The 18205-nt window shown below is 53.5% G+C and carries 16 protein-coding genes; 5 read left to right on the top strand and 11 right to left on the bottom strand.

From position 1 onward, the window contains the following. Positions 1-249: 249 nt before the first annotated feature. Complete coding sequence (locus tag D9N13_RS10025; protein ID WP_290588915.1) at positions 250-1038, bottom strand: OmpP1/FadL family transporter; 789 nt, start codon at positions 1036-1038, stop codon at positions 250-252. Between the two features lie 3 nt (positions 1039-1041). After that, the gene (locus D9N13_RS10020) at positions 1042-1911 is read right to left on the bottom strand and encodes an OmpP1/FadL family transporter (RefSeq protein WP_290588912.1); all 870 of its coding nucleotides are present in this window, start codon (positions 1909-1911) and stop codon (positions 1042-1044) included. 334 nt (positions 1912-2245) lie between these two features. Here D9N13_RS10020 and D9N13_RS10015 point away from each other — a divergent pair, with 334 nt between their 5' ends. Together D9N13_RS10015 and D9N13_RS10010 are read left to right on the top strand one after the other, a co-directional pair. Then, positions 2246-3892: a CocE/NonD family hydrolase gene (locus tag D9N13_RS10015; protein ID WP_290588908.1), complete on the top strand. Its 1647-nt coding sequence runs from the start codon at positions 2246-2248 to the stop codon at positions 3890-3892. Between the two features lie 162 nt (positions 3893-4054). Then, complete coding sequence (locus D9N13_RS10010) at positions 4055-5695, top strand: electron transfer flavoprotein-ubiquinone oxidoreductase (protein WP_290588905.1); 1641 nt, start codon at positions 4055-4057, stop codon at positions 5693-5695. A gap of 97 nt (positions 5696-5792) precedes the next feature. On the opposite strand, the gene D9N13_RS10005 is transcribed toward D9N13_RS10010, so the two are convergent. From D9N13_RS10005 to D9N13_RS09990, 4 genes are all read right to left on the bottom strand, one after another. After that, positions 5793-6359 carry a DUF1285 domain-containing protein gene (locus D9N13_RS10005; RefSeq protein WP_290588902.1) on the bottom strand — a complete coding sequence of 189 codons (567 nt, stop codon included), beginning with the start codon at positions 6357-6359 and terminating at the stop codon, positions 5793-5795. 20 nt (positions 6360-6379) lie between these two features. Further along, positions 6380-8812 carry a response regulator gene (locus tag D9N13_RS10000; RefSeq protein ID WP_290588899.1) on the bottom strand — a complete coding sequence of 811 codons (2433 nt, stop codon included), beginning with the start codon at positions 8810-8812 and terminating at the stop codon, positions 6380-6382. Between the two features lie 197 nt (positions 8813-9009). Further along, positions 9010-9660, bottom strand: coding sequence for a DUF4823 domain-containing protein (locus D9N13_RS09995; protein WP_290588896.1), 651 nt, complete (start codon positions 9658-9660; stop codon positions 9010-9012). A 160-nt stretch (positions 9661-9820) separates the two neighbouring features. After that, the gene (locus tag D9N13_RS09990) at positions 9821-10444 is read right to left on the bottom strand and encodes a TetR/AcrR family transcriptional regulator (protein ID WP_317622491.1); all 624 of its coding nucleotides are present in this window, start codon (positions 10442-10444) and stop codon (positions 9821-9823) included. A gap of 223 nt (positions 10445-10667) precedes the next feature. On the opposite strand from D9N13_RS09990, the gene D9N13_RS09985 reads away from it, so the two are divergent. The 3 genes from D9N13_RS09985 to D9N13_RS09975 all read left to right on the top strand — a co-directional run bounded on the left by D9N13_RS09985 (position 10668) and on the right by D9N13_RS09975 (position 13654). Continuing rightward, on the top strand, positions 10668-11810 hold the full coding sequence (locus tag D9N13_RS09985) for an aminotransferase class V-fold PLP-dependent enzyme (protein ID WP_290588890.1): 1143 nt from the start codon (positions 10668-10670) through the stop codon (positions 11808-11810). Between the two features lie 18 nt (positions 11811-11828). Beyond that, the gene (locus D9N13_RS09980; RefSeq protein WP_290588887.1) at positions 11829-12761 is read left to right on the top strand and encodes a hypothetical protein; all 933 of its coding nucleotides are present in this window, start codon (positions 11829-11831) and stop codon (positions 12759-12761) included. Positions 12762-13081: 320 nt separating this feature from the next. After that, a complete protein-coding gene (locus D9N13_RS09975; protein ID WP_290588885.1) occupies positions 13082-13654 on the top strand; it encodes a hypothetical protein in 573 nt (190 codons plus the stop codon). Positions 13655-13724: 70 nt separating this feature from the next. On the opposite strand, the gene rmuC is transcribed toward D9N13_RS09975, so the two are convergent. From rmuC to tmk, 5 genes are all read right to left on the bottom strand, one after another. Further along, entirely contained in the window at positions 13725-15194 is a 1470-nt protein-coding gene (rmuC, locus tag D9N13_RS09970; RefSeq protein WP_290588883.1) for a DNA recombination protein RmuC, read from the bottom strand. Between the two features lie 5 nt (positions 15195-15199). Then, entirely contained in the window at positions 15200-16009 is an 810-nt protein-coding gene (locus D9N13_RS09965) for a TatD family hydrolase (RefSeq protein ID WP_290588881.1), read from the bottom strand. A gap of 133 nt (positions 16010-16142) precedes the next feature. Further along, the gene (locus D9N13_RS09960; RefSeq protein WP_290588879.1) at positions 16143-16490 is read right to left on the bottom strand and encodes a PilZ domain-containing protein; all 348 of its coding nucleotides are present in this window, start codon (positions 16488-16490) and stop codon (positions 16143-16145) included. 66 nt (positions 16491-16556) lie between these two features. Beyond that, a complete protein-coding gene (locus tag D9N13_RS09955; RefSeq protein ID WP_290588876.1) occupies positions 16557-17564 on the bottom strand; it encodes a DNA polymerase III subunit delta' in 1008 nt (335 codons plus the stop codon). Continuing rightward, complete coding sequence (gene tmk, locus D9N13_RS09950) at positions 17561-18196, bottom strand: dTMP kinase (RefSeq protein WP_290588873.1); 636 nt, start codon at positions 18194-18196, stop codon at positions 17561-17563. The genes D9N13_RS09955 and tmk overlap by 4 nt, the downstream gene beginning before the upstream one ends. Positions 18197-18205: the final 9 nt, after the last annotated feature.

The following is an 18205-nucleotide window of genomic DNA, read 5'->3' as shown; positions in this document are numbered from 1 at the left end:
ACAGACAGTTAGATGGGTTTGCCTTTACAAGAGCTGTGCCAAATCCAACCAACCTTTCTGTTTAGGCCTGAAAATCTCTTTTTTGCACCGCATGCAGGCAGGCTTGATTTTCCTGTTCACCAAATCGGTTCATAATTAGCGGGAAATGAAATATCAGACCGAAAATGAGCGCCTCAAAATAGCGTCATCAAAAACTGAAAAGGCACCGTATAGGTGCCTTTTTCCCGTTCAACCCTGCTACGGGTTATATCAAAAGGTAGAGCGGATGCTGATTTCACCCACAATCACCTTTAACTCCGTTTTCATGTTGTAGCCGGCATAGGGGTTATAGATGAAATTATCGATGGCTGTGGAAGTGGAATTGGTACTGCCATTGGAGGGAATATCCTGCTCTGAATGCACGTAGCCGAGGGAGCCTTCAATAAAGGTGTCCCTGGACCAGTGGAACGCAAAACCAGTGGAGTAGAGCTTGGTATCCCCAATCGGCACGAACAGATCCTGCTTATCTTCCGGAATGGAGCTGCCGCGGGGTTCGTAGCCGAGGCGAAACGCCAGGCGGTCAGTGTACTGGTACTCGAAGCCGATGGCCCAGGTCCACACGCTTTCGTAGTCTCTGGGTAATACCAGGCTGTCGGCGCCGAGATACCCCCCTGTTGTGCCCTGATCCAGACTTTGAACAATGGCTCCCAGCACCCCCAGAAACTGCACGGATTCCTCAAACTGGATATTCCATTCATCCCACACCGCTGTATCGGTCCACTTGATATCGATGTTGGTTTTAAGGCGGGGTGTGACCTTGATGGATGCCCCGACAGAAAAATGCTGGGGGTACTCCAGGGTCAGGCTGGCAGGGGTTTCATCCACTGAGATCGCCTCCAGGCCCACGCCTCTGGCAATCAGCCCCACCACTGTAGGGTCTTGGGCCAGGTTATTGACAAACCCCTGCACACCCGGGGAATAGTCAATACGCACATCGCCATCAATGCGGTCCCGCGCACCGCTCATGTACACCATTCCCAGGCTCAGCCAGGGTTGCACATCCTACAACACCCCCACATTGAAGGTGGTGGACAGGGGCCGCTCAAATTCCGCCTCGATGTACGCCATTCCCTGAAAGGGCGATAAACGAGCAGGATCCTCCAGATCCTGGGGGCAGATGATGTCATTCAGGGGGTTGGAGACAATACTGCCGTCCGGATCAAAACAGCCACCCTGCTGCAGCGTATCAAATGCACCAAAGGTGAAATTGGGTAGCCGCATATCGAAATTCAGGCCCACCCCCACATAACTGAAATTGAGCGCTGCACCAACAAACAGGGTGTCGCTGATGCGATAGCCCACCGACGGTGAGAAATAGGTTAAGCGGGTGATCCCCACTTCCTCCCCGGAATAAATACCGGGATCATCAGGCTCCCGTTTCAAGCCCAGCAACATCGGCGCGAACACACCGGTAGCCAGCACCATATTCTGCTCTTCCACTTCAAAACTGGCACCACCGGTGGCCGCCAATAGTGCCGGTATTTCCGTGAGGCCGAAAAAAGGCAGCATCACGGAGGTTCCCGAAAGCTCACTGGTCTGCCCATTCACCAGCGGATCAGAGAGGGTCTCCGGGAACAGTTCAAATGCGGTCTGCAATTCAGGGCCGGGTGAAAACTCCGCTTCCAGTGAGAAATCCGCGGCAATGCCCTTGATCTCGTACTGCCGCCCGCGCAGCTTGGCGAGCCCGGCGGGGTTAAAGTGGATGGCATCGATGCCAGGGGGATCCGCCGTTACTGCATTGCCCAAAGCCAGTGCCTTTGGGTTACCGATAAAGATATTTTGCGCCAGCTGGGCATGGGATTGAGCGGGCAACAATAGCGTACAACTGATTCCGCACATCAATAATGCAGAACGCACCGGGTTTGGGCTCATAATCTGACTTCTCAATTATTATTATTGTGTTTTCATTTTGCAGGTGGCAAACACCCTTTAACGAAAACAAAATATTCGATTTAAATCATTTCCGAACATTATATTTTCGATTATAGTGTGTTCACAATCCCTTTCTTACCAAGTTTCGGCCTGTTTCAAGCCAGGGAATTGTTCGAATCCGAAAACCACCCGCACAAAGCCACAAGATTTAAGACGAATGACCTCCATTACAACTTACCAAAAGCGCCTTTGCAGCGTTGGCCAAAATCGGCCTAATTCCGGCTTAAAAAGGATACTGACTATAGTTATCAATCAGTTGGCAATTGCCGTCAGCATGGTTATCGCCCTCATTGGCTGCGCCAGTGTGCCTACGGAAGGCCCTCACTACCTGCAACAAAACACGGCGATTCCGGCCGACTATTACGACGTTTCGATTACCACCCATGATGGCCAACAACTTCGCGCAACCGTGTTTCAGCCAGTGTTGAAACCCGGTCAAACTGCGCCACTGGTCATTCACAGCCATGGTTTCGGTATTTTTCGCATGTCAGGGCCGATCAGTGTTTACGGTCAGCTGGTGTTCAGTGGCGAAGCCGCACTGCAAGTCTGGAAAGCAGGTTACTGGGTGGTGAGTTACGATCAGCGGGGACATGGCGACAGCAGTGACATCAATCGCCTGATGTCTCCCCAGCACGAGGTAATCGATCTGAGCACAGTGATCGACTGGTCACTGGAAAACCTGGTTCGAATCAGCCGCGACCCTTCCGGTGATCCATTGATCGGTACCCTGGGTGAAAGCTACAGCGGTGGCGCCATGCTGCTCAATAGCCGCAATGAACCCCGCATCGATGCCATGATTCCCATTACCACCTGGTACGATTTTCCCGCCAGTTTGGCCCCCAACACGGTTCCCAAAAGTGGCTGGCTCACCACCTTGCTCATGGTCAGTAACACGTTGCACCCCGGGTCGATGGATCCCATTATCAACCGCTCATACTGGGACGCCAGGGACGGAGAATTAGGGCCTGAAATAGAAGACTACCTCACCCAGAGATCACCAAAATCCTACTGCTCAGATTACACTCAGGTCAGCGCCGATACCCTGCTTATACAGGGCTTTCGGGATGTGGCCTTTCCCATCAACGAAGCCCTTGGCAACAAAGCCTGCCTGGAGCAGAGTGGCCGGGATGTCAGGCTGATTGGTACCCAGGGAGGCCATCTACTGCCGTTTACCCAGTGGTCCTTTCCCACCCCGGGGTATGAAATCGAACCGGTGGTGCACTGTGGCAACCAAACCCTGGAGCTTACCCAGGTGGTAGTGGATTGGTTGGACGAGAAACTGAAGGGCATTACCGGCAAAGCCGACCACATTCCCACCCTGTGCCTGACCCAGGACTACCAACGGGGCATTGTTCTGAGCCATGTTCAGCGCGGGGGAAGAACCTTCACCGTTCCCCCCAGCGAGATACGCTCCGGTTTTACTGGATTTTTTGAAGCGCCTCTGTGGGCATTGGAGCGCATGCTGGGATGGTTTACCCCCACGGACCGTTCCCCAACGCTTGCCACCCATAACAACTCCGGCACGCTGCGCCCTGCCTTCACCCCGCTTTATGTGGCCCAACAGCCCCAGAATATGGTGGGCATCCCCCTGTTCCGGGGGCATCTTGCCAGCCAGGAGGCAGACCCCATGGTGTTTCTGGGTGTGGCGGTAAAAAGGGCCAGGGGCCGTTACTATGAATTAGTCAGCGACCAGGTAACGCCCCTCAGGGGCGCAGGTGATCACCAAGTGGAAATGATGGCCATCAGTACTCATCTGGAGCCCGGTGACACCGTCGGTACCTGGCTGTTCGGTTATCACAACCAGTATCGATTCAGCCACAGCGGATGGTTCATGAACGCCACCCTGGAAGGCCTGATCCAGCTTCCATTACTGGATGCCGAGCCAAAACGGGTTAGTTCCGGCAACCAAATGAAACATTGAATTCTGCGCAATTCATTGGTTTTGTTTTACTTCTCTCCTATAATACGCCCGTTTGAATTAGCGGGCGCCCCCAATCATCAGCACTTGGGGCCATCCAGATTGGGCCAACTGTTCGGCCGCCCTCCTTACATTTATCCATAGGCTTGCCAGAGGAGACACGCTATGGAACGTGAATCGATGGAATATGATGTCGTCATCGTGGGTGCGGGTCCTGCCGGACTGTCGACTGCATGTAAATTGAAACAGTTGAACGAGGAAATCACCGTCTGTGTGGTGGAGAAAGGGTCCGAAGTGGGAGCCCACATCCTGTCCGGTGCCGTCATCGAACCCCGTGCCATGAACGAGCTGTTTCCCAACTGGAAAGAGTTGGGGGCTCCCCTGAACGTCCCGGTTAAAGGTGATGAAGTCTACTTTCTGACCAGTGACAGCAAGGCGTCCAAGGTTCCCCATTTTGGCATTCCAAAGCCCATGCACAACGATGGCAACTACATTGTGAGCCTGGGCAACGTCTGCCGCTGGCTGGCCGAGCAGGCTGAAGGCCTGGGCGTTGAAATCTACCCCGGCTTTGCCGCCGCTGAAATTCTGTTCAACGAAGACGGCAGCGTCAAAGGCGTAGCCACTGGTGATATGGGCGTTTCAATGAGCGGTGAGCAAAAGCCAAGCTACCAGCCCGGCTTTGAGTTGCACGCAAAATATACTGTTTTCTCGGAAGGTTGCCGCGGCCATCTGGGCAAAGAGCTGATCAGGCACTTCAAGCTGGATGCGGGCAAAGATCCCCAGCATTACGGCATCGGCATCAAAGAACTGTGGGATATCGACCCTGCCAAGCACCAGGAAGGCCTGGTGGTGCATGGCGCCGGCTGGCCACTGGCCGAAAACGGTGCCACCGGCGGCTTCTTCCTGTATCACTCGGAAAACAATCAAGTGGTGGTGGGTCTCATTACGGATCTCAACTATGACAATCCCTACCTGAGCCCGTTCGACGAATTCCAGCGCATGAAACATCATCCGCTGTTTGCCGACACCCTGCAGGGCGCCAAGCGCGTTTCCTACGGTGCACGGGCGGTTATCAAAGGTGGCTTGCATTCACTGCCCAAAATGACCTTCCCCGGTGGTCTGTTGATTGGTTGTGACGCCGGCACACTTAACTTCAGCAAGATCAAAGGCACTCACACTGCCATGAAGAGCGGCATGCTGGCAGCCGAAGCCGTGGTTGAAGCACTGGCACAGGACACCCCTCCAGCCGAGCTGACTGCGTACACCAGCAAGTTCGAAAGCTCCTGGGTGTTTGATGAGTTGTTCCGCAGCCGTAACTTTGGTGCCGCCATGCACAAATTCGGCACCTTTATCGGGGCCGCGTTCAACTTTATCGACCAGAATATTTTCAATGGCAAACTGCCGGTGAACCTGCACGACACCACACCGGATTATGCCTGCATCAAACCGGCAGCCAACTACTCACCCATCAACTACCCCAAGCCTGATGGCAAGTTGAGCTTCGACAAGCTGGGTTCGGTGTTTCTATCCAACACCAATCACGAAGAAGATCAGCCCTGCCACCTGCAGTTGAAGGATCCGTCCATTCCCATCGAGGTTAACCTGGAGAAATGGGCTGAGCCAGCACAACGTTATTGTCCGGCAGGCGTGTATGAAGTGGTGGATAATGAAGACGGCAGTAAGCGTTTTCAGATCAACGCGCAAAACTGCGTACACTGCAAAACCTGTGACATCAAAGACCCCAGTCAGAACATCAACTGGGTGGTTCCTGAAGGTACCGGTGGGCCCAACTATCCCAACATGTAGACCAGCATGTAGATAAACAGGCCCAAAAAAAGAGCAGGTACTATACCTGCTCTTTTTTTTGCGGAGGGCGGGAAGCCCTGCCCAAACTCGATATCCGCTAAAAGCGCCCGAGACTGAAACGACAGCCGCGACTGTCTATGAACAACTCATTGCCATCACCGGAGCCCACCTCAGCCTGGTCCACCAATTGATAGAACACATTGCGTGATATAAGCGCCTCCAGATTTTTCCGCACCAGAATATATGGCGCTGGTTCGCCACTTTCAGGATCCACATCCACCCGAATTGGATGATCTTCCCCCGCCACCACAAAATCACCGACGTTGGTTTGGAAGCGCAGCGCCGGCCCCTGCTGCTCTTCTACCTGCTCCACCAACACTGCCACAAAGGGCGCATCTTCAACCTGAATCCGGTACTTCTCCACCGGTGTGACCAGGAAGTACTCATCACCCTCCCGCCACAGTATTGTGGAAAACAGGTTAACCAGGGATTGGCGCTTGATCTCAGAGCCCAGATAAAACCACTTACCATCCCGCTGGATTCGCATATCCAGATCCCCGGAAAACGGGGGATTCCATTTTTCCAGGGGCGGCAGTTTTTTTTCCGTCTCTGCGGTCTGTTCAACCTTGTCGGCCAGATCATTAAGATTGAGCTTGTCGTTCATGATGTACCTGTTGAAAAGTCCTATTGGTTTAGCCAGCGTTCCAGTATGGATTTCAGTTCTTCTGTTTTGAATGGTTTTGAAACGTAATCATCCATCCCCGCCCGCAGGCACTGATCACGATCACCGGCCATAGCATGTGCGGTCATCGCGACGATGGGAATTCTTGTGGACGCTTCCCGTTGCTCCGTTTCACGAATGCGGCGGGTAGCCTGGTAACCATCCAAGACCGGCATCTGACAATCCATAAAGATTAAATCGTAACGCTCCTGATTCAGCATTTCCAACGCAGTGGCACCATTTTCCGCAACATGAACATCAAATCCCATTTTTTCCAATCGCCCCCGCGCCACCTGTTGATTCACCAGGTTATCCTCCACCACCAACAGTTTCCTGTTTGAGAGTGAAACAATGTTGCTGTCTGTAGGTTGGACCTGCAATTGGGCTTTTTTATCCCCGATGGCATCCTCTAATACGGCAAGCAAGCGGTCATAGCGCAGTGGTTTGCAAATAAAGCTGTGCTGCAACCGTTCTTCTGCTGTCAGTGCCTGTCTTTGGTAGGTAGTACCGCTTATCATGATCTGCACATTGTTGAAGCGCTGGGTAACAATACTGGCGGCGAGCATGGAGCGAATCACGTCGACACCGGCATTCATACTCATAATGACGCCGTGGTAATCTTTTTCCCTGGATTCCAAGCGCCCCACAAAGCTCTCCATATCCATCACCGCATCCGTACGGGCTCCCATTGCCCCCAGATACGATGCAAAGCTGGACTGCGCCGCACGATCAGGCTCCAGCAACAGCAATGCCGCCGACTCTGCCGCCAGTACTCGTTCTGCTCCCGCCACATTGTCCTGCTCTTCGAAGTGCACCTCAAACCAGAATGTGCTGCCCTGACCATACTGACTGTGCACGCCGATCTTTCCCTCCATCAGGCGGGTTAATTGCTTGCACAACGCGAGCCCTAACCCAGTGCCTCCGTATTCACGGGTGGTGGAAGCATCCGCCTGCGAGAATTTTTCAAAAATCAGGCTACACACCTCATCTTTGATGCCCACACCAGTGTCACAGATTTCAAACCGGTAGCGCTTACGGGAACCGAAGTCTCCCACCAAGCGAAACGTCACCATCACATGGCCACTGGGGGTGAATTTCACCGCATTGCCGATAAGGTTCAGTAACAGTTGTTTAAATCGTACCGGATCACCGATGACCCGGGTGGGTGTGAAGGGCGTCCAGTCCAAAGCCAATTCCAGGCCTTTACTCTGGGCGGGTTCAGCCAGAATGGAAAGCACCTCTTCTATGGATTGCCGCAAATCGAAGGGGATGCTCTCCAATACCAGCTTGCCTTGCTCGATCTTAGACAAATCCAGCACGTTATTGATGAGTTCCAGCAGAACATGACCGGACTCGTAGGCCACATCCAGATATTCGCGCTGCTCTTCGCTTAATGTCGTATCGTGCAGCAGGGAAAGCATGCCCAGAACACCGTTCATGGGTGTTCTCAGCTCGTGACTCATATTGGCAAGAAAATGTGCCTTGGCGCGGGCGCTGGCTTCGGCAATGCGTTTATTCTCTTCAGAGATCCGAATGGCACGATTGGCCTGTTGCAGGGCTTTTACAGTCTTTTCCAGGTTTTCATTGGTAATGCGAAGCTCCTGCGTTCGCTCCTGCACTTCCGCTTCAAGCTTGAGATGCTGCTTGCTCAACTCCGCATCGCGCTCCCCTATTGCCTGCAACATGTTGTTGAACGCTTCTGCCAGCTCCCCCAGCTCATCCTGCATATGCCCCTCAACGCGCACGGCATAATTACCATCGTTTCTGACTTCGTTTACAGCATTCAAGAGATTATGGATGGGCTCGGCCACCACCGAGATCATGCGCCGGATAATCAACAGCGACACCAGCAGTGCCACCAGAAACACCACCAGAAAGACCCAATACGTATAGTTTTTGGTGGCATTGATACCCGCCAGGGATGAGTGTAAAAACAACCCCCCCAGCAGTCCATCACCGTATTCAATCTGCTGGAACAGGAAAACCCCTTCCCGCGAAAACACCACCGAACTGCTGTTATCGCCGGGCCACTGTAACCGGCCGCCGTACAGATAGGCGTAATCCGTCTCTGCCAGGGGCCGGCGATTGCGGTTGTAATAGGCCACAACCCGGCGCTGCTGATCAAACAAAATGGCTTCGATAACACTATCTTCATGGCTGTTGGCGTCCAGTATCCGTTGCGCCAACGCTTCATCGCCGGATTCCAGAGCCGGTATCAGGCTTTGCACCATGATGCTGCTGTGAGTTCGCAGATCATCCACAAAATGCTCACGATGCTCAGCCCGCTCAGAGAAAAGAAAAAAGAGGAACGCGGAAGCCAGCGCCGCCACCACCACCACGAGGTTAATCAAAACCAGTTTATTGGCAACCGATAGCCGGTCAAACAGCTGCTTCACCGGTGAGGTCCCCCTGACCGGCAATGGCGGCCAATGTCACATATACATAGTGCGCAATGATCGAAGCGTACATCCCTGGTACCCAAACGTGGTTGAACAAGATTACAGTGTTATGTTGCCGACGCCTTGTTGTTCTGCCTTGTGCTACTGTTGGACAAAACAAATGTTACCATCAATCAGTGACAGATGCATAACGCTCAGTAGCGCCTAGCGTTAGGCGCAAGGCGCTGCACCATCAACTGGTTCAAGACCTCCAGTTCCTGCTCACTGTCTTCATAGAGATAGGCTGCCACCCCGCGTCGGGAGCGGGCATGAACAGAATCCAGATGTTTTCCGGAGAGGACATCGTAAATCCCCACCACCACTACCAGCTCATCCGACTGGGCCTCGTCTTTCTCTTCACACTGCCCCAGGCTGGTCATGACGTTACCTTCCTCGTCCTGACACTCGCGCAACCGGATAGGCTCGATATTCGGCCAGTTTTCAATTCTGGGGAACAGCAGCAGTTGAGCGGAATGACTGGCCGCGGTACGTAAAGCCTGCTGCAGAGTCTGCGGCGTCGTCGCAACCTCCACATGGGCGAAGTAACGGCGCAGATGCCGCGCCAGGGCATCCCGAGCCAAGCGGTTCAAGTCCGTAATGTCCTCACTTCTTAGGCCGTCAGCCGCGTAACCCACCTCAATATGGTAGTGGCTGGCCAGGACCAGTTGTTGCTCTCGGCTCACCTGGCGGCTGTCAACCGGGGACAGACTGTCCAGTGCATCAGTGGAGGTATTGGCAATATACGAATTGGAACTGCACGCCGATACGCCAAGCAACAACACAGCTAGTAAGTATTTGAACAACACGTCGGCTCCTGAAACCAGATGGTGATCTCAGTATAGTTAATTGATCTGATTGGGAAAGGTTGGTTGAATCAAGGAAAGGCGGGGTGAATCAAGCGCTGCGCAGACTCATCACCACGCAGCGGATGCGGAAGTATCCTGACCGGTACCATGTGAAAAACAACTATTTGCTGCGCCGATTCCCCATTCGAATCCCCACGTCACCGAGGAAATTGAAAAAGGCATCTTTGTCTTCAATGAACTCCTGATAAAACTTGGAGTGATAGAGGGCGACGGCCCCATGTACCAACGCCCAGGCGGCAAAGATGTGAAAATACGGTGGAACATCCTCCAACGTGCCATCGTCAATCTTGGCCTTGATTACCCCCGCCAGCTTATCCAGGTTGCTGGCCCGGATCTCATGCAGCTTGGAAACCAGGTCAGGACAGGAGGTTTTATTGGTTAATTTGTGCTCCAAGCGGTCAAATAATGCGTACTTATCCGGATCCTTCATGCGGAAGGAAAAATAATCCTTGGCCAATTTGGCGCGGTCTTTTGAGTCGCCTTCATTGAGCCGATCAAACATCTCCGCCAACTCTTCTTCGTATCGAATCATCAGCCGCAGATAAATCTCGTCTTTCGTTTCAAAATGCTTGTAGATGGTGCCTTTGCCAATATTGACCGCATCGGCAATCATCTCCACGGTGACCTTGTCTTCGCCGTGGGCGATGAACAGTTCCTGTGCTCGCTCGAGAATTTCCTCTTCCCGCTTGCGAAATTCCTGGGCTTTCTGGCTGGCTTTCTGCAAATCAGTCATCTACATAACTCCGATACCACGATTTTGGGGCGCAATTATGCGCAATTTAAACTCTATTTCCTATTACTTGACGGCAATTATTGCAGCTTTTTGACCACATTGACCTTATAGAACAATAGGTTGTAAAACAACGGCCGAATCCATTTCGGGTGACCTTTGAGTCACACCCTTTGACAATATAGACTATCCCTTCGATCAACAAGGATGAGCTTTTGTGTCTGAACTATCGCTGCAACAGGAATTTCCACAGGATTCTGACGTTTACTACCTCAATCACGCCGCCGTGTCCCCCTGGCCACAGCGGGCGGCCACGGCCGTTGCAAAGTTTGCCCGTGAGAACCTTCATCGCGGAGCCGCGGATTACCCCGCCTGGCTTAAGACCGAGCAAAGCCTGCGCAGTAAACTGGCGCAGATGATCGGAGCCGAATCCGTCGCCAATATTGCCCTGCAGAAAAACACCTCGGAGGGTTTGTCGGCCATCGCCTACGGACTCAATTGGCAGGCGGGTGACGCCATTGTCATTACCGACCAGGAGTTTCCAAGCAACCGAATCGTATGGGAATCCCTGGCATCCAAAGGCGTCTCACTGATAGAGGCGCCCCTTGGCAACGGCCAGGATACGGATACCCCCGAGCAGAATATCATTGCCGCATTGGATAGCTCCGTGCGACTGCTGTCAGTGAGCTCCGTACAGTACGGCAACGGCCTGGTGCTCGACCTTGAACAATTGGGCAATGCCTGCCGGGAACAGGGCATCCTGTTCTGTGTGGATGCCATTCAGAGTATCGGCGCCCTGCCCTTTGATGTAACGGCCTGCCAGGCCGATTTTGTGGTGGCGGACGGTCACAAGTGGATGCTTGGACCAGAAGGCCTCGCACTGTTTTACGTCAGCGACCGGGCCATGGACCTGCTCTCCCTGAATCAATATGGTTGGCATATGGTGGAGGACCGCGGAAATTACAATCGCAAAACCTGGGAAATCGCCACCGATGCCAAGCGCTTTGAGTGTGGCAGCCCCAATATGCTGGGCGCCTATGCGCTGAATGCCAGCCTGGAACTGTTACTGGAAATCGGGATGCACCAGGTACAGAGCGCACTTATGGATAACATTCAGTACCTGCAACAGGCTCTGTTGGCGCGCTCTGACCTGGAACTGTTGACCGATATCCATCGGCCTCAGCGATCCGGCATTCTGACTTTCCGTCATCGTGAAATTGCGCCAGAATTACTCTTTGAACGGTTGAAACAGCAAGGTGTGGTATGCGCCTGTCGTGGTGGTGGAATTCGCTTTTCACCGCACTTTTACACGCCTTACCCGGTGCTGCGCAAAGCTGTTGACCTTATTCCCAGCGCTTAGGCCGGGATTGGAGTTCCTATGCAAATGTTCAAACAGATCATTACTTTTATTCTGGACTGGCTGACCCGATCACGGGAAGTCCGGGACCATGGCCTCAGTGATTTCCACCGGGTTCGTGCTGAGGTTCAACCCTGCGACGTGGTACTGGTGGAAGGATGCAGCAAATCCGACCGGGTCATTCAGACCGTAACCCGATCACCCTGGAGCCATGCAGCACTGTACATAGGGCGGCCTCTGGATATCGCTGATTCCGACCTGAAAACCATCATCAGCCACTTTTTCAACGGGCCACCGGACACCCCACTGCTGATCGAAGCGCGATTGGGTGAAGGCATTGTGGTAACCCCTCTGGACCTGTACGAGCAGGATCACATACGCCTATGCCGCCCGAAAAGTTTGAGCAGCAAAGATGCCGACCAGGTAATACGATTCGCGATCAACCGCCTTGGTGCCCACAAGGGGGGCGGTTATCTGTTTGATCTGTTCCGGTTCTTTTTTCCCTGGAGCCTGCTGCCCACGGATTGGCGTTGCAGTGGTTTCAAGCGTTGGGCCGGCCGCCATACCAAGAACGTGACCGCTGCATTTGTTGCGGAATGCTTTGGTTTCATCCAGTTCCCAGTGTATCCGCTGGTGAAAACAACGGGAGAACAGGGTGTGCAACTCTTAAGGCGCCATCCAGTATTGTGCATGCCCTATGAAATTGACCAATCCCCCAATTTTGAAATCATCAAATATCCCTTTATTGATTTTAAACTGTATGAACATGAGCGCTTGATACCCTGGAAAGGCAGCGGCATCTATTCAGGTGTGGAGCAGGATCCAGCGCTTGTATTCCAATCCGGTGAGGAAACACCCGCCCCGACACCGGTTGAAGAAACAGCAAAAGCGCCCCAAGCCCCACAGGCAGACAACGCACACAAGGTGACACCAATCAACTCACGGCAAGACTGACAGGGGCTGAACGGCGGCGGCCAGCCACTTATTCTTAAAGCAAAGGATGTGTCCTATTTTAATTGCGAATAAGTTTAAGTACATACTGGACGTTTTCCGAACCTCGACAATACTTACCATTACTGATGTTGCTCACTTCCCCCCAAACGTGAGAAAGAACATTGGTTGGGTCACCTAGTGTGGTCCAGGTACCGAGGATCGAGTACCGCATATTTAACTCCTATTGGTCTTAACCCGGTTCCCCCCCCAGGATACCGGGTTTTTTTTTGGCAGTTTTTGCTAGACTGATTAAACATGGAAGGGTGGAGAATAAGAACTTGATGCGAACACTCTGTGCATTTCTGATGTTAATCTGCTCTGCGGTTTGTGCAGAAACTCAGTACGCAGCAGCCTACAACCACATAGAATGCCTGGAAAAGGAAGTCACTGAATTGGCCAGTCACCCGCAATTGATTGCCGGTATCAACAATTACAATTCATCGCCTCCCAATCCACAGCAGATGGACAAGATTTGGAATAGTTTGAAGCCGGAGGATCAACGCCTGGGGGATATCATAAACAACCCTTCTGCAGATGAGATGCGGGACTGGATCAAACATATCTCCATCCAGGGTGAAGGTTTGCTCATCGGCCGCAACGGTGGACTGGTGGCAGCCACTGAAAAAACCACCGATTTCTGGCAAGGGGATGAAGCACAGTTCCTGCAAGCAATCGGCCTTACCGCCGGTCAGGTGTACGTGCAATCAGAAATGTTGGATGAAAGCACCCATCTTATGCTGATCAAAATATCTGCCCCGGTGTATAACCCCCGTTCACGTCACCCGATCGGCGTGCTTGTGATCGGTTTCGATCAGTTCGTCATTGATTTTATTGAACCCTGCAAACACCGTTAAGTTGGACCCGCGAATAGTCGGCAGTGAACTCACATGGATGTCGATATTCGCCATCTGAAGAGCCGGATGGCTAAACCTCTTCCTCCTCCTCAGAGTCCAATCTGAGCGTTTCCGGTATACTCTTACGCGCTTTCGCGCCCAGTGTTTCCAGACGTTGAATCCGACCAACCAGATTGCCCTTGCCGGAGGAAAGCCGCTTGTGGGCGGTTTCATAGGCCCGTTGCGCCTTATCCAGTTTGTCACCAATGTCTTCCAGCGCTTCCGCAAACAGCACAAACTGGTCATGCAAAGCCCCGGCTTGACGGGCAATCTCCAGAGCATTGCGATTTTGATACTCAAAGCGCCAGATATTGTGAATGGTCTTCAGCGTTACCAGCAGGGTGGACGGACAAACCAGCATGATGTTCTTGTCAAAGGCATCGCCAAACAGGCGGGCATCGGTTTCCAGCGCCTTCAGAAATGCGGGCTCAATGGGGATGAACATCAACACATAATCCGGTGTATTGATGCCGTACAGATCCTGGTAATTCTTGGCGCTCAAATCCTTGATGTGAGCGCGAATGGATTCGATGTGCGCTCGTAACTGCAGCTCCTGTTGCTCTTCCGTCTCGGAGGAGAAGCGTTCCCAGGCGGTCAACGACACTTTCGAATCGATCACCACGTGTTTGTTCTCAGGTAGATGTACCACCACATCCGGTCGCAGGCGCTGGCCATCCTCGTTACTGAAGCTGCCCTGGGTTTCGTACTCACGTCCTTTCTGCAGGCCGGAGGCTTCCAGCACCTTCTCCAGCACCATTTCACCCCAGTTTCCCTGAGCTTTGCTGTCGCCCTTTAATGCTTTAGTCAGATTCAGGGCGTCTGCACTCATGCGGGTATTGAGTTCCTTAAGGGATACTATTTCCTGCAGCAAACTGACCCGGTCCCGACTCTCCTTGTCATACACATCCTCCACCTTTTTCTTAAACTCCGATAATTGATCCTTCAACGGATTGAGGATTTCACCCATGTTGCTCTTGTTCTGCTGGGTAAACTTCTCACTTTTATCTTCAAAAAGTTTGTGAGCAATGCTCTGAAACTCCAGCTTCATCTGCTCCTTGGCTTCCTGCAGCAATTGCAGCTTTTCCTGGGTCTCTTTCTGCGATGCTTCCAGGCGCGCTCTCAGGTCCGTCACCTGTCCGTGTTCCCGCCGCAATTCATTCTGCAGCTCTACCACCGTTTGCTCGGTAGCTGCCAGCTTATGCTGCAGTTGCTGATGATGCCGGCCCTGCTCTTCGGCCTGGGCCAAGCCACGCTGAGCCTCACCCAACTGTTGCCGGGCCTGCTCCAGGCTTAACTTGAGATCCCGTTCCAGCGCCTCCAGTTGCGCCAGCTTCTGCACCTGCTGTTCTGAGGATTGTTGCTGTAGCGCCCGTTCACGCTCCCCATCGGAGCGTAGTTTTTGCAGTGCTGCCTGCGCCCGGAAATGACCCAAGGCCAAGCCCAATGCCAAACCCAGTGCCAAGCCCAGCAGTAAACCACCCAAAGCGATCACTAACGGCATCTCTGTCATCCGTTTTGCGCCTCCGACCGGGCCACTCCAGGTTGGGCTTTTTGAAATAACCCAAAAAAATTGGCACTGGTCTGCTGTGCCACCTGCGCCACGGTCATCCCTTTCAAATCAGCCACTTTCTCCGCCACCTCCACCACAAACTGCGGTTCATTTTTCTTGCCGCGATGGGGAACCGGCGCCAGCCAGGGCGCGTCGGTTTCCACCAACAGGCGATCCAGGGGCAATGCTTTCACCACATCACGCAACGCGGACGCATTGCGAAAGGTGACAATGCCGGAAATGGAAATCAGAAACCCCATGTCCACCGCCTGTTTGGCCATATCCAGATCTTCGGTAAAGCAATGCAAAACGCCGTTGACGGCACCCCCGCCATACGCTCGCAAATACCCCAAAGTATCCTCCTTGGCACCACGGGTGTGAATAATCAGGGGCAACTGGCACTCTCTTGCCGCTTCGATGTGCACAATAAAGCGGTCCTTCTGCCACTGCAGGTCGCCTTCACCGTAGAAATAATCGAGGCCGGTTTCGCCAATGGCCACCACCTTGGGGTGCGCCGCTATGGCCAACAGTTCGTCACAGGTGGGTTCCCGGCTCTCCTGATACAGGGGATGAACCCCGACCGACGCAAATACCGGATCATGGGCTTCCGCCAGGGCAATCACATCACCCATGTTTTCCAGATTGATTCCAATGCACAGAACATGACTGACCTGGCGCGCGTAAGCAGCCTGCAGCGCGCCGTTCACATCGCCCCCATGGGCTGCCAGATCCAGTTTGTCGAGATGACAGTGGGAATCAATCAGCATAATTAGGATTCCTGTTATGAAATGACCATAAAACAATGAGTGGGGATTTTACACGGAACCCGTTGCCGGTTCGAGGTAAGCGGGGAACATTGGCAGCCGGGGCCGGTGATGTCCCGGCCCCGGCAGATGAACATTACATGGTGTGAGTGGGGCGGTCTGAATCCAGGGCGCCCGCCAGATAGGTCTCAATCTTGGAGCGGGCGGTATCGTCCTGGTCGTTGAATTGCACGCCGATGCCCGCGGCCCGGTTGCCCTGGGCGCCTTTCGGTGTCACCCAGACAATCTTGCCGGCCACCGGAATTTTTTCAGTCTCTTCCATCAAGTTCAGCAGCAAAAAGACTTCTTCACCCAACTTGTATTGCTTGTTGGTCGGAATGAAGAGTCCACCGTTCTTGATAAAGGGCATGTAAGCGGCATAGAGCACTGCCTTGTCTTTGATTGTCAGCGACAGGATACCGCTTCGGGAACCACCAATTGCCATAGTCTTATCGAACCAAATTCACTTATGATTGTAGTTGAGTTTAGCATCTGACCTAGTGTATGCCAGCTAACGCAGGCGGGCCTGTGACCATTTCAACAAAATTTCTTCTAATAATAACTGAGGGTTAGGATTGGCCTGACTGTTGAGCATGCGCTTTACCTGCAGCAGATGATCGTGGCAGGCAAAGAGCCGGCTCACATTGATCAGAGCACTGGCAGCGCTCAGGTCCGCACGCAAATCCTCATTCATGATGCTTTGCTTCTGACTGGATACCAGTTTCGCCAGGTCGATCTGCCAGGCCAGCAACCAGGCCAGCACATCCAACAGCGGGTACTGGATCCAGGCATCGGCGGTGCGCACCGGATCCCGCTTTCCACTGAGCACCGCCAGCCACTGCTGTAGTACCGTGGCCCGCTCGCCCAGCCATTCACTTTGATTCAGTTCCAGCGCCCGCACCGGAGCCCCGCTGGCTACATTAAGCAGTTTTTCGGATTTCGCTGCATCACCCACCAGGGTATTGAGCCAGGACAGGGCCTGCAGACGATCCGGTATGGGAAAGTCCATAACCTGACAGCGACTGCGAATCGTGGGCAGCACCCCGGTAATCTGATTGGAAACCAGGATCAGTACTGTTTTCTCCCCCGGCTCTTCCAGGGATTTCAGCAGCGCATTGGAGGAATTAACGTTCATGGCTTCTGCGGGACTGATGATCACCACCCGAAAGCCATCCAGCTGGGCTTTCTTACCGACAAAATCCACCACCCCACGCACCTGATCCACCTTGATGGCTTTACCGGTGTCTTCCGGTTCCAGCAACGCAATGTCCGGATGCGAGCCGGCCAGATTCAGCAGGCACCCCTTGCACTGACCACAGGCAGTATTGGCGGAGGGCTTATGGCACAGCAGATACTGCGCCAGGGCCACCGCAAAGCGGTTCTTGCCGGTACCGGGCTCCCCCCGCAGCATCAACGCATGGGGCAGGCGCTGTTCCTGCAAGCGGGCCATTAATCCATCCCACTGTTCATGCTGCCAGGGCAGCGCTGCCTGCACGTGATCCGTTTCCAACTGGCTCATGGCAGCCACCGCCCTTTCAGCTGAACAAGCACCTTATCCAGTTCCGCCTGCACCTGCGGCAGAGCCTGTCCGGCATCCACCAGATGGTAAGCTGGATTACCTTGGGCACGCTCACGATAGGTACCGCGCACCCGCTCGAAGAAGGCAATATCCTCCTGCTCAAAGCGATCCAGTACGCCCCTGCCTTTGGCACGGGCCAACCCCACTGCAACGGGAACATCCAACAGTATGACCGCGTCTGGTCGCAGGTCACCCTGAACCAGCGTCTCCAGGCGCGCGATTATACCGCTATCCATTTGCCTGCCCCCGCCCTGATAGGCATAAGTGGCATCGGTGAAGCGATCACAGAGCACCCATATTCCCTGCTCCAGCGCCGGCAGGATGACCTGATTCAGATGCTGGGCACGGGCCGCAAACACCATCAACAATTCTGCGGTCTGGTCCACCGGTTCGTCGCGCGGCTGCAGTAACAACCCCCGCAACTGCTCTGCCAGCGGCGTACCACCGGGTTCCCGGGTACTGAGGAATTCGATCTTGTTATGTTGAAGCCAGTTGCGGATATACTCGAGATTGGTGGTCTTACCCACGCCCTCGGTACCCTCAACCGTTATGAATTTGCCACGTTGAGTCATGAAATCGGG

Origin of the sequence: Ketobacter sp. GenoA1, assembly GCF_003671475.1 — a bacterium.
Classification (GTDB): Bacteria; Pseudomonadota; Gammaproteobacteria; order Pseudomonadales; family Ketobacteraceae; genus Ketobacter.
This window is presented reverse-complemented; position numbering and strand designations above follow the sequence as displayed.

Excerpts from the sequence above, each read along its gene's own strand:
- D9N13_RS10020 (WP_290588912.1), bottom strand. The coding sequence starts at position 1,911 with ATGAGCCCAAACCCGGTGCGTTCTGCATTATTGATGTGCGGAATCAGT.
- D9N13_RS10015 (WP_290588908.1), top strand. The coding sequence starts at position 2,246 with ATGGTTATCGCCCTCATTGGCTGCGCCAGTGTGCCTACGGAAGGCCCT.
- D9N13_RS10010 (WP_290588905.1), top strand. The coding sequence starts at position 4,055 with ATGGAACGTGAATCGATGGAATATGATGTCGTCATCGTGGGTGCGGGT.
- D9N13_RS10005 (WP_290588902.1), bottom strand. The coding sequence starts at position 6,359 with ATGAACGACAAGCTCAATCTTAATGATCTGGCCGACAAGGTTGAACAG.
- D9N13_RS09980 (WP_290588887.1), top strand. The coding sequence starts at position 11,829 with ATGCAAATGTTCAAACAGATCATTACTTTTATTCTGGACTGGCTGACC.
- D9N13_RS09975 (WP_290588885.1), top strand. The coding sequence starts at position 13,082 with ATGCGAACACTCTGTGCATTTCTGATGTTAATCTGCTCTGCGGTTTGT.
- rmuC (WP_290588883.1), bottom strand. The coding sequence starts at position 15,194 with ATGCCGTTAGTGATCGCTTTGGGTGGTTTACTGCTGGGCTTGGCACTG.
- D9N13_RS09965 (WP_290588881.1), bottom strand. The coding sequence starts at position 16,009 with ATGCTGATTGATTCCCACTGTCATCTCGACAAACTGGATCTGGCAGCC.
- D9N13_RS09960 (WP_290588879.1), bottom strand. The coding sequence starts at position 16,490 with ATGGCAATTGGTGGTTCCCGAAGCGGTATCCTGTCGCTGACAATCAAA.
- D9N13_RS09955 (WP_290588876.1), bottom strand. The coding sequence starts at position 17,564 with ATGAGCCAGTTGGAAACGGATCACGTGCAGGCAGCGCTGCCCTGGCAG.
- tmk (WP_290588873.1), bottom strand. The coding sequence starts at position 18,196 with ATGACTCAACGTGGCAAATTCATAACGGTTGAGGGTACCGAGGGCGTG.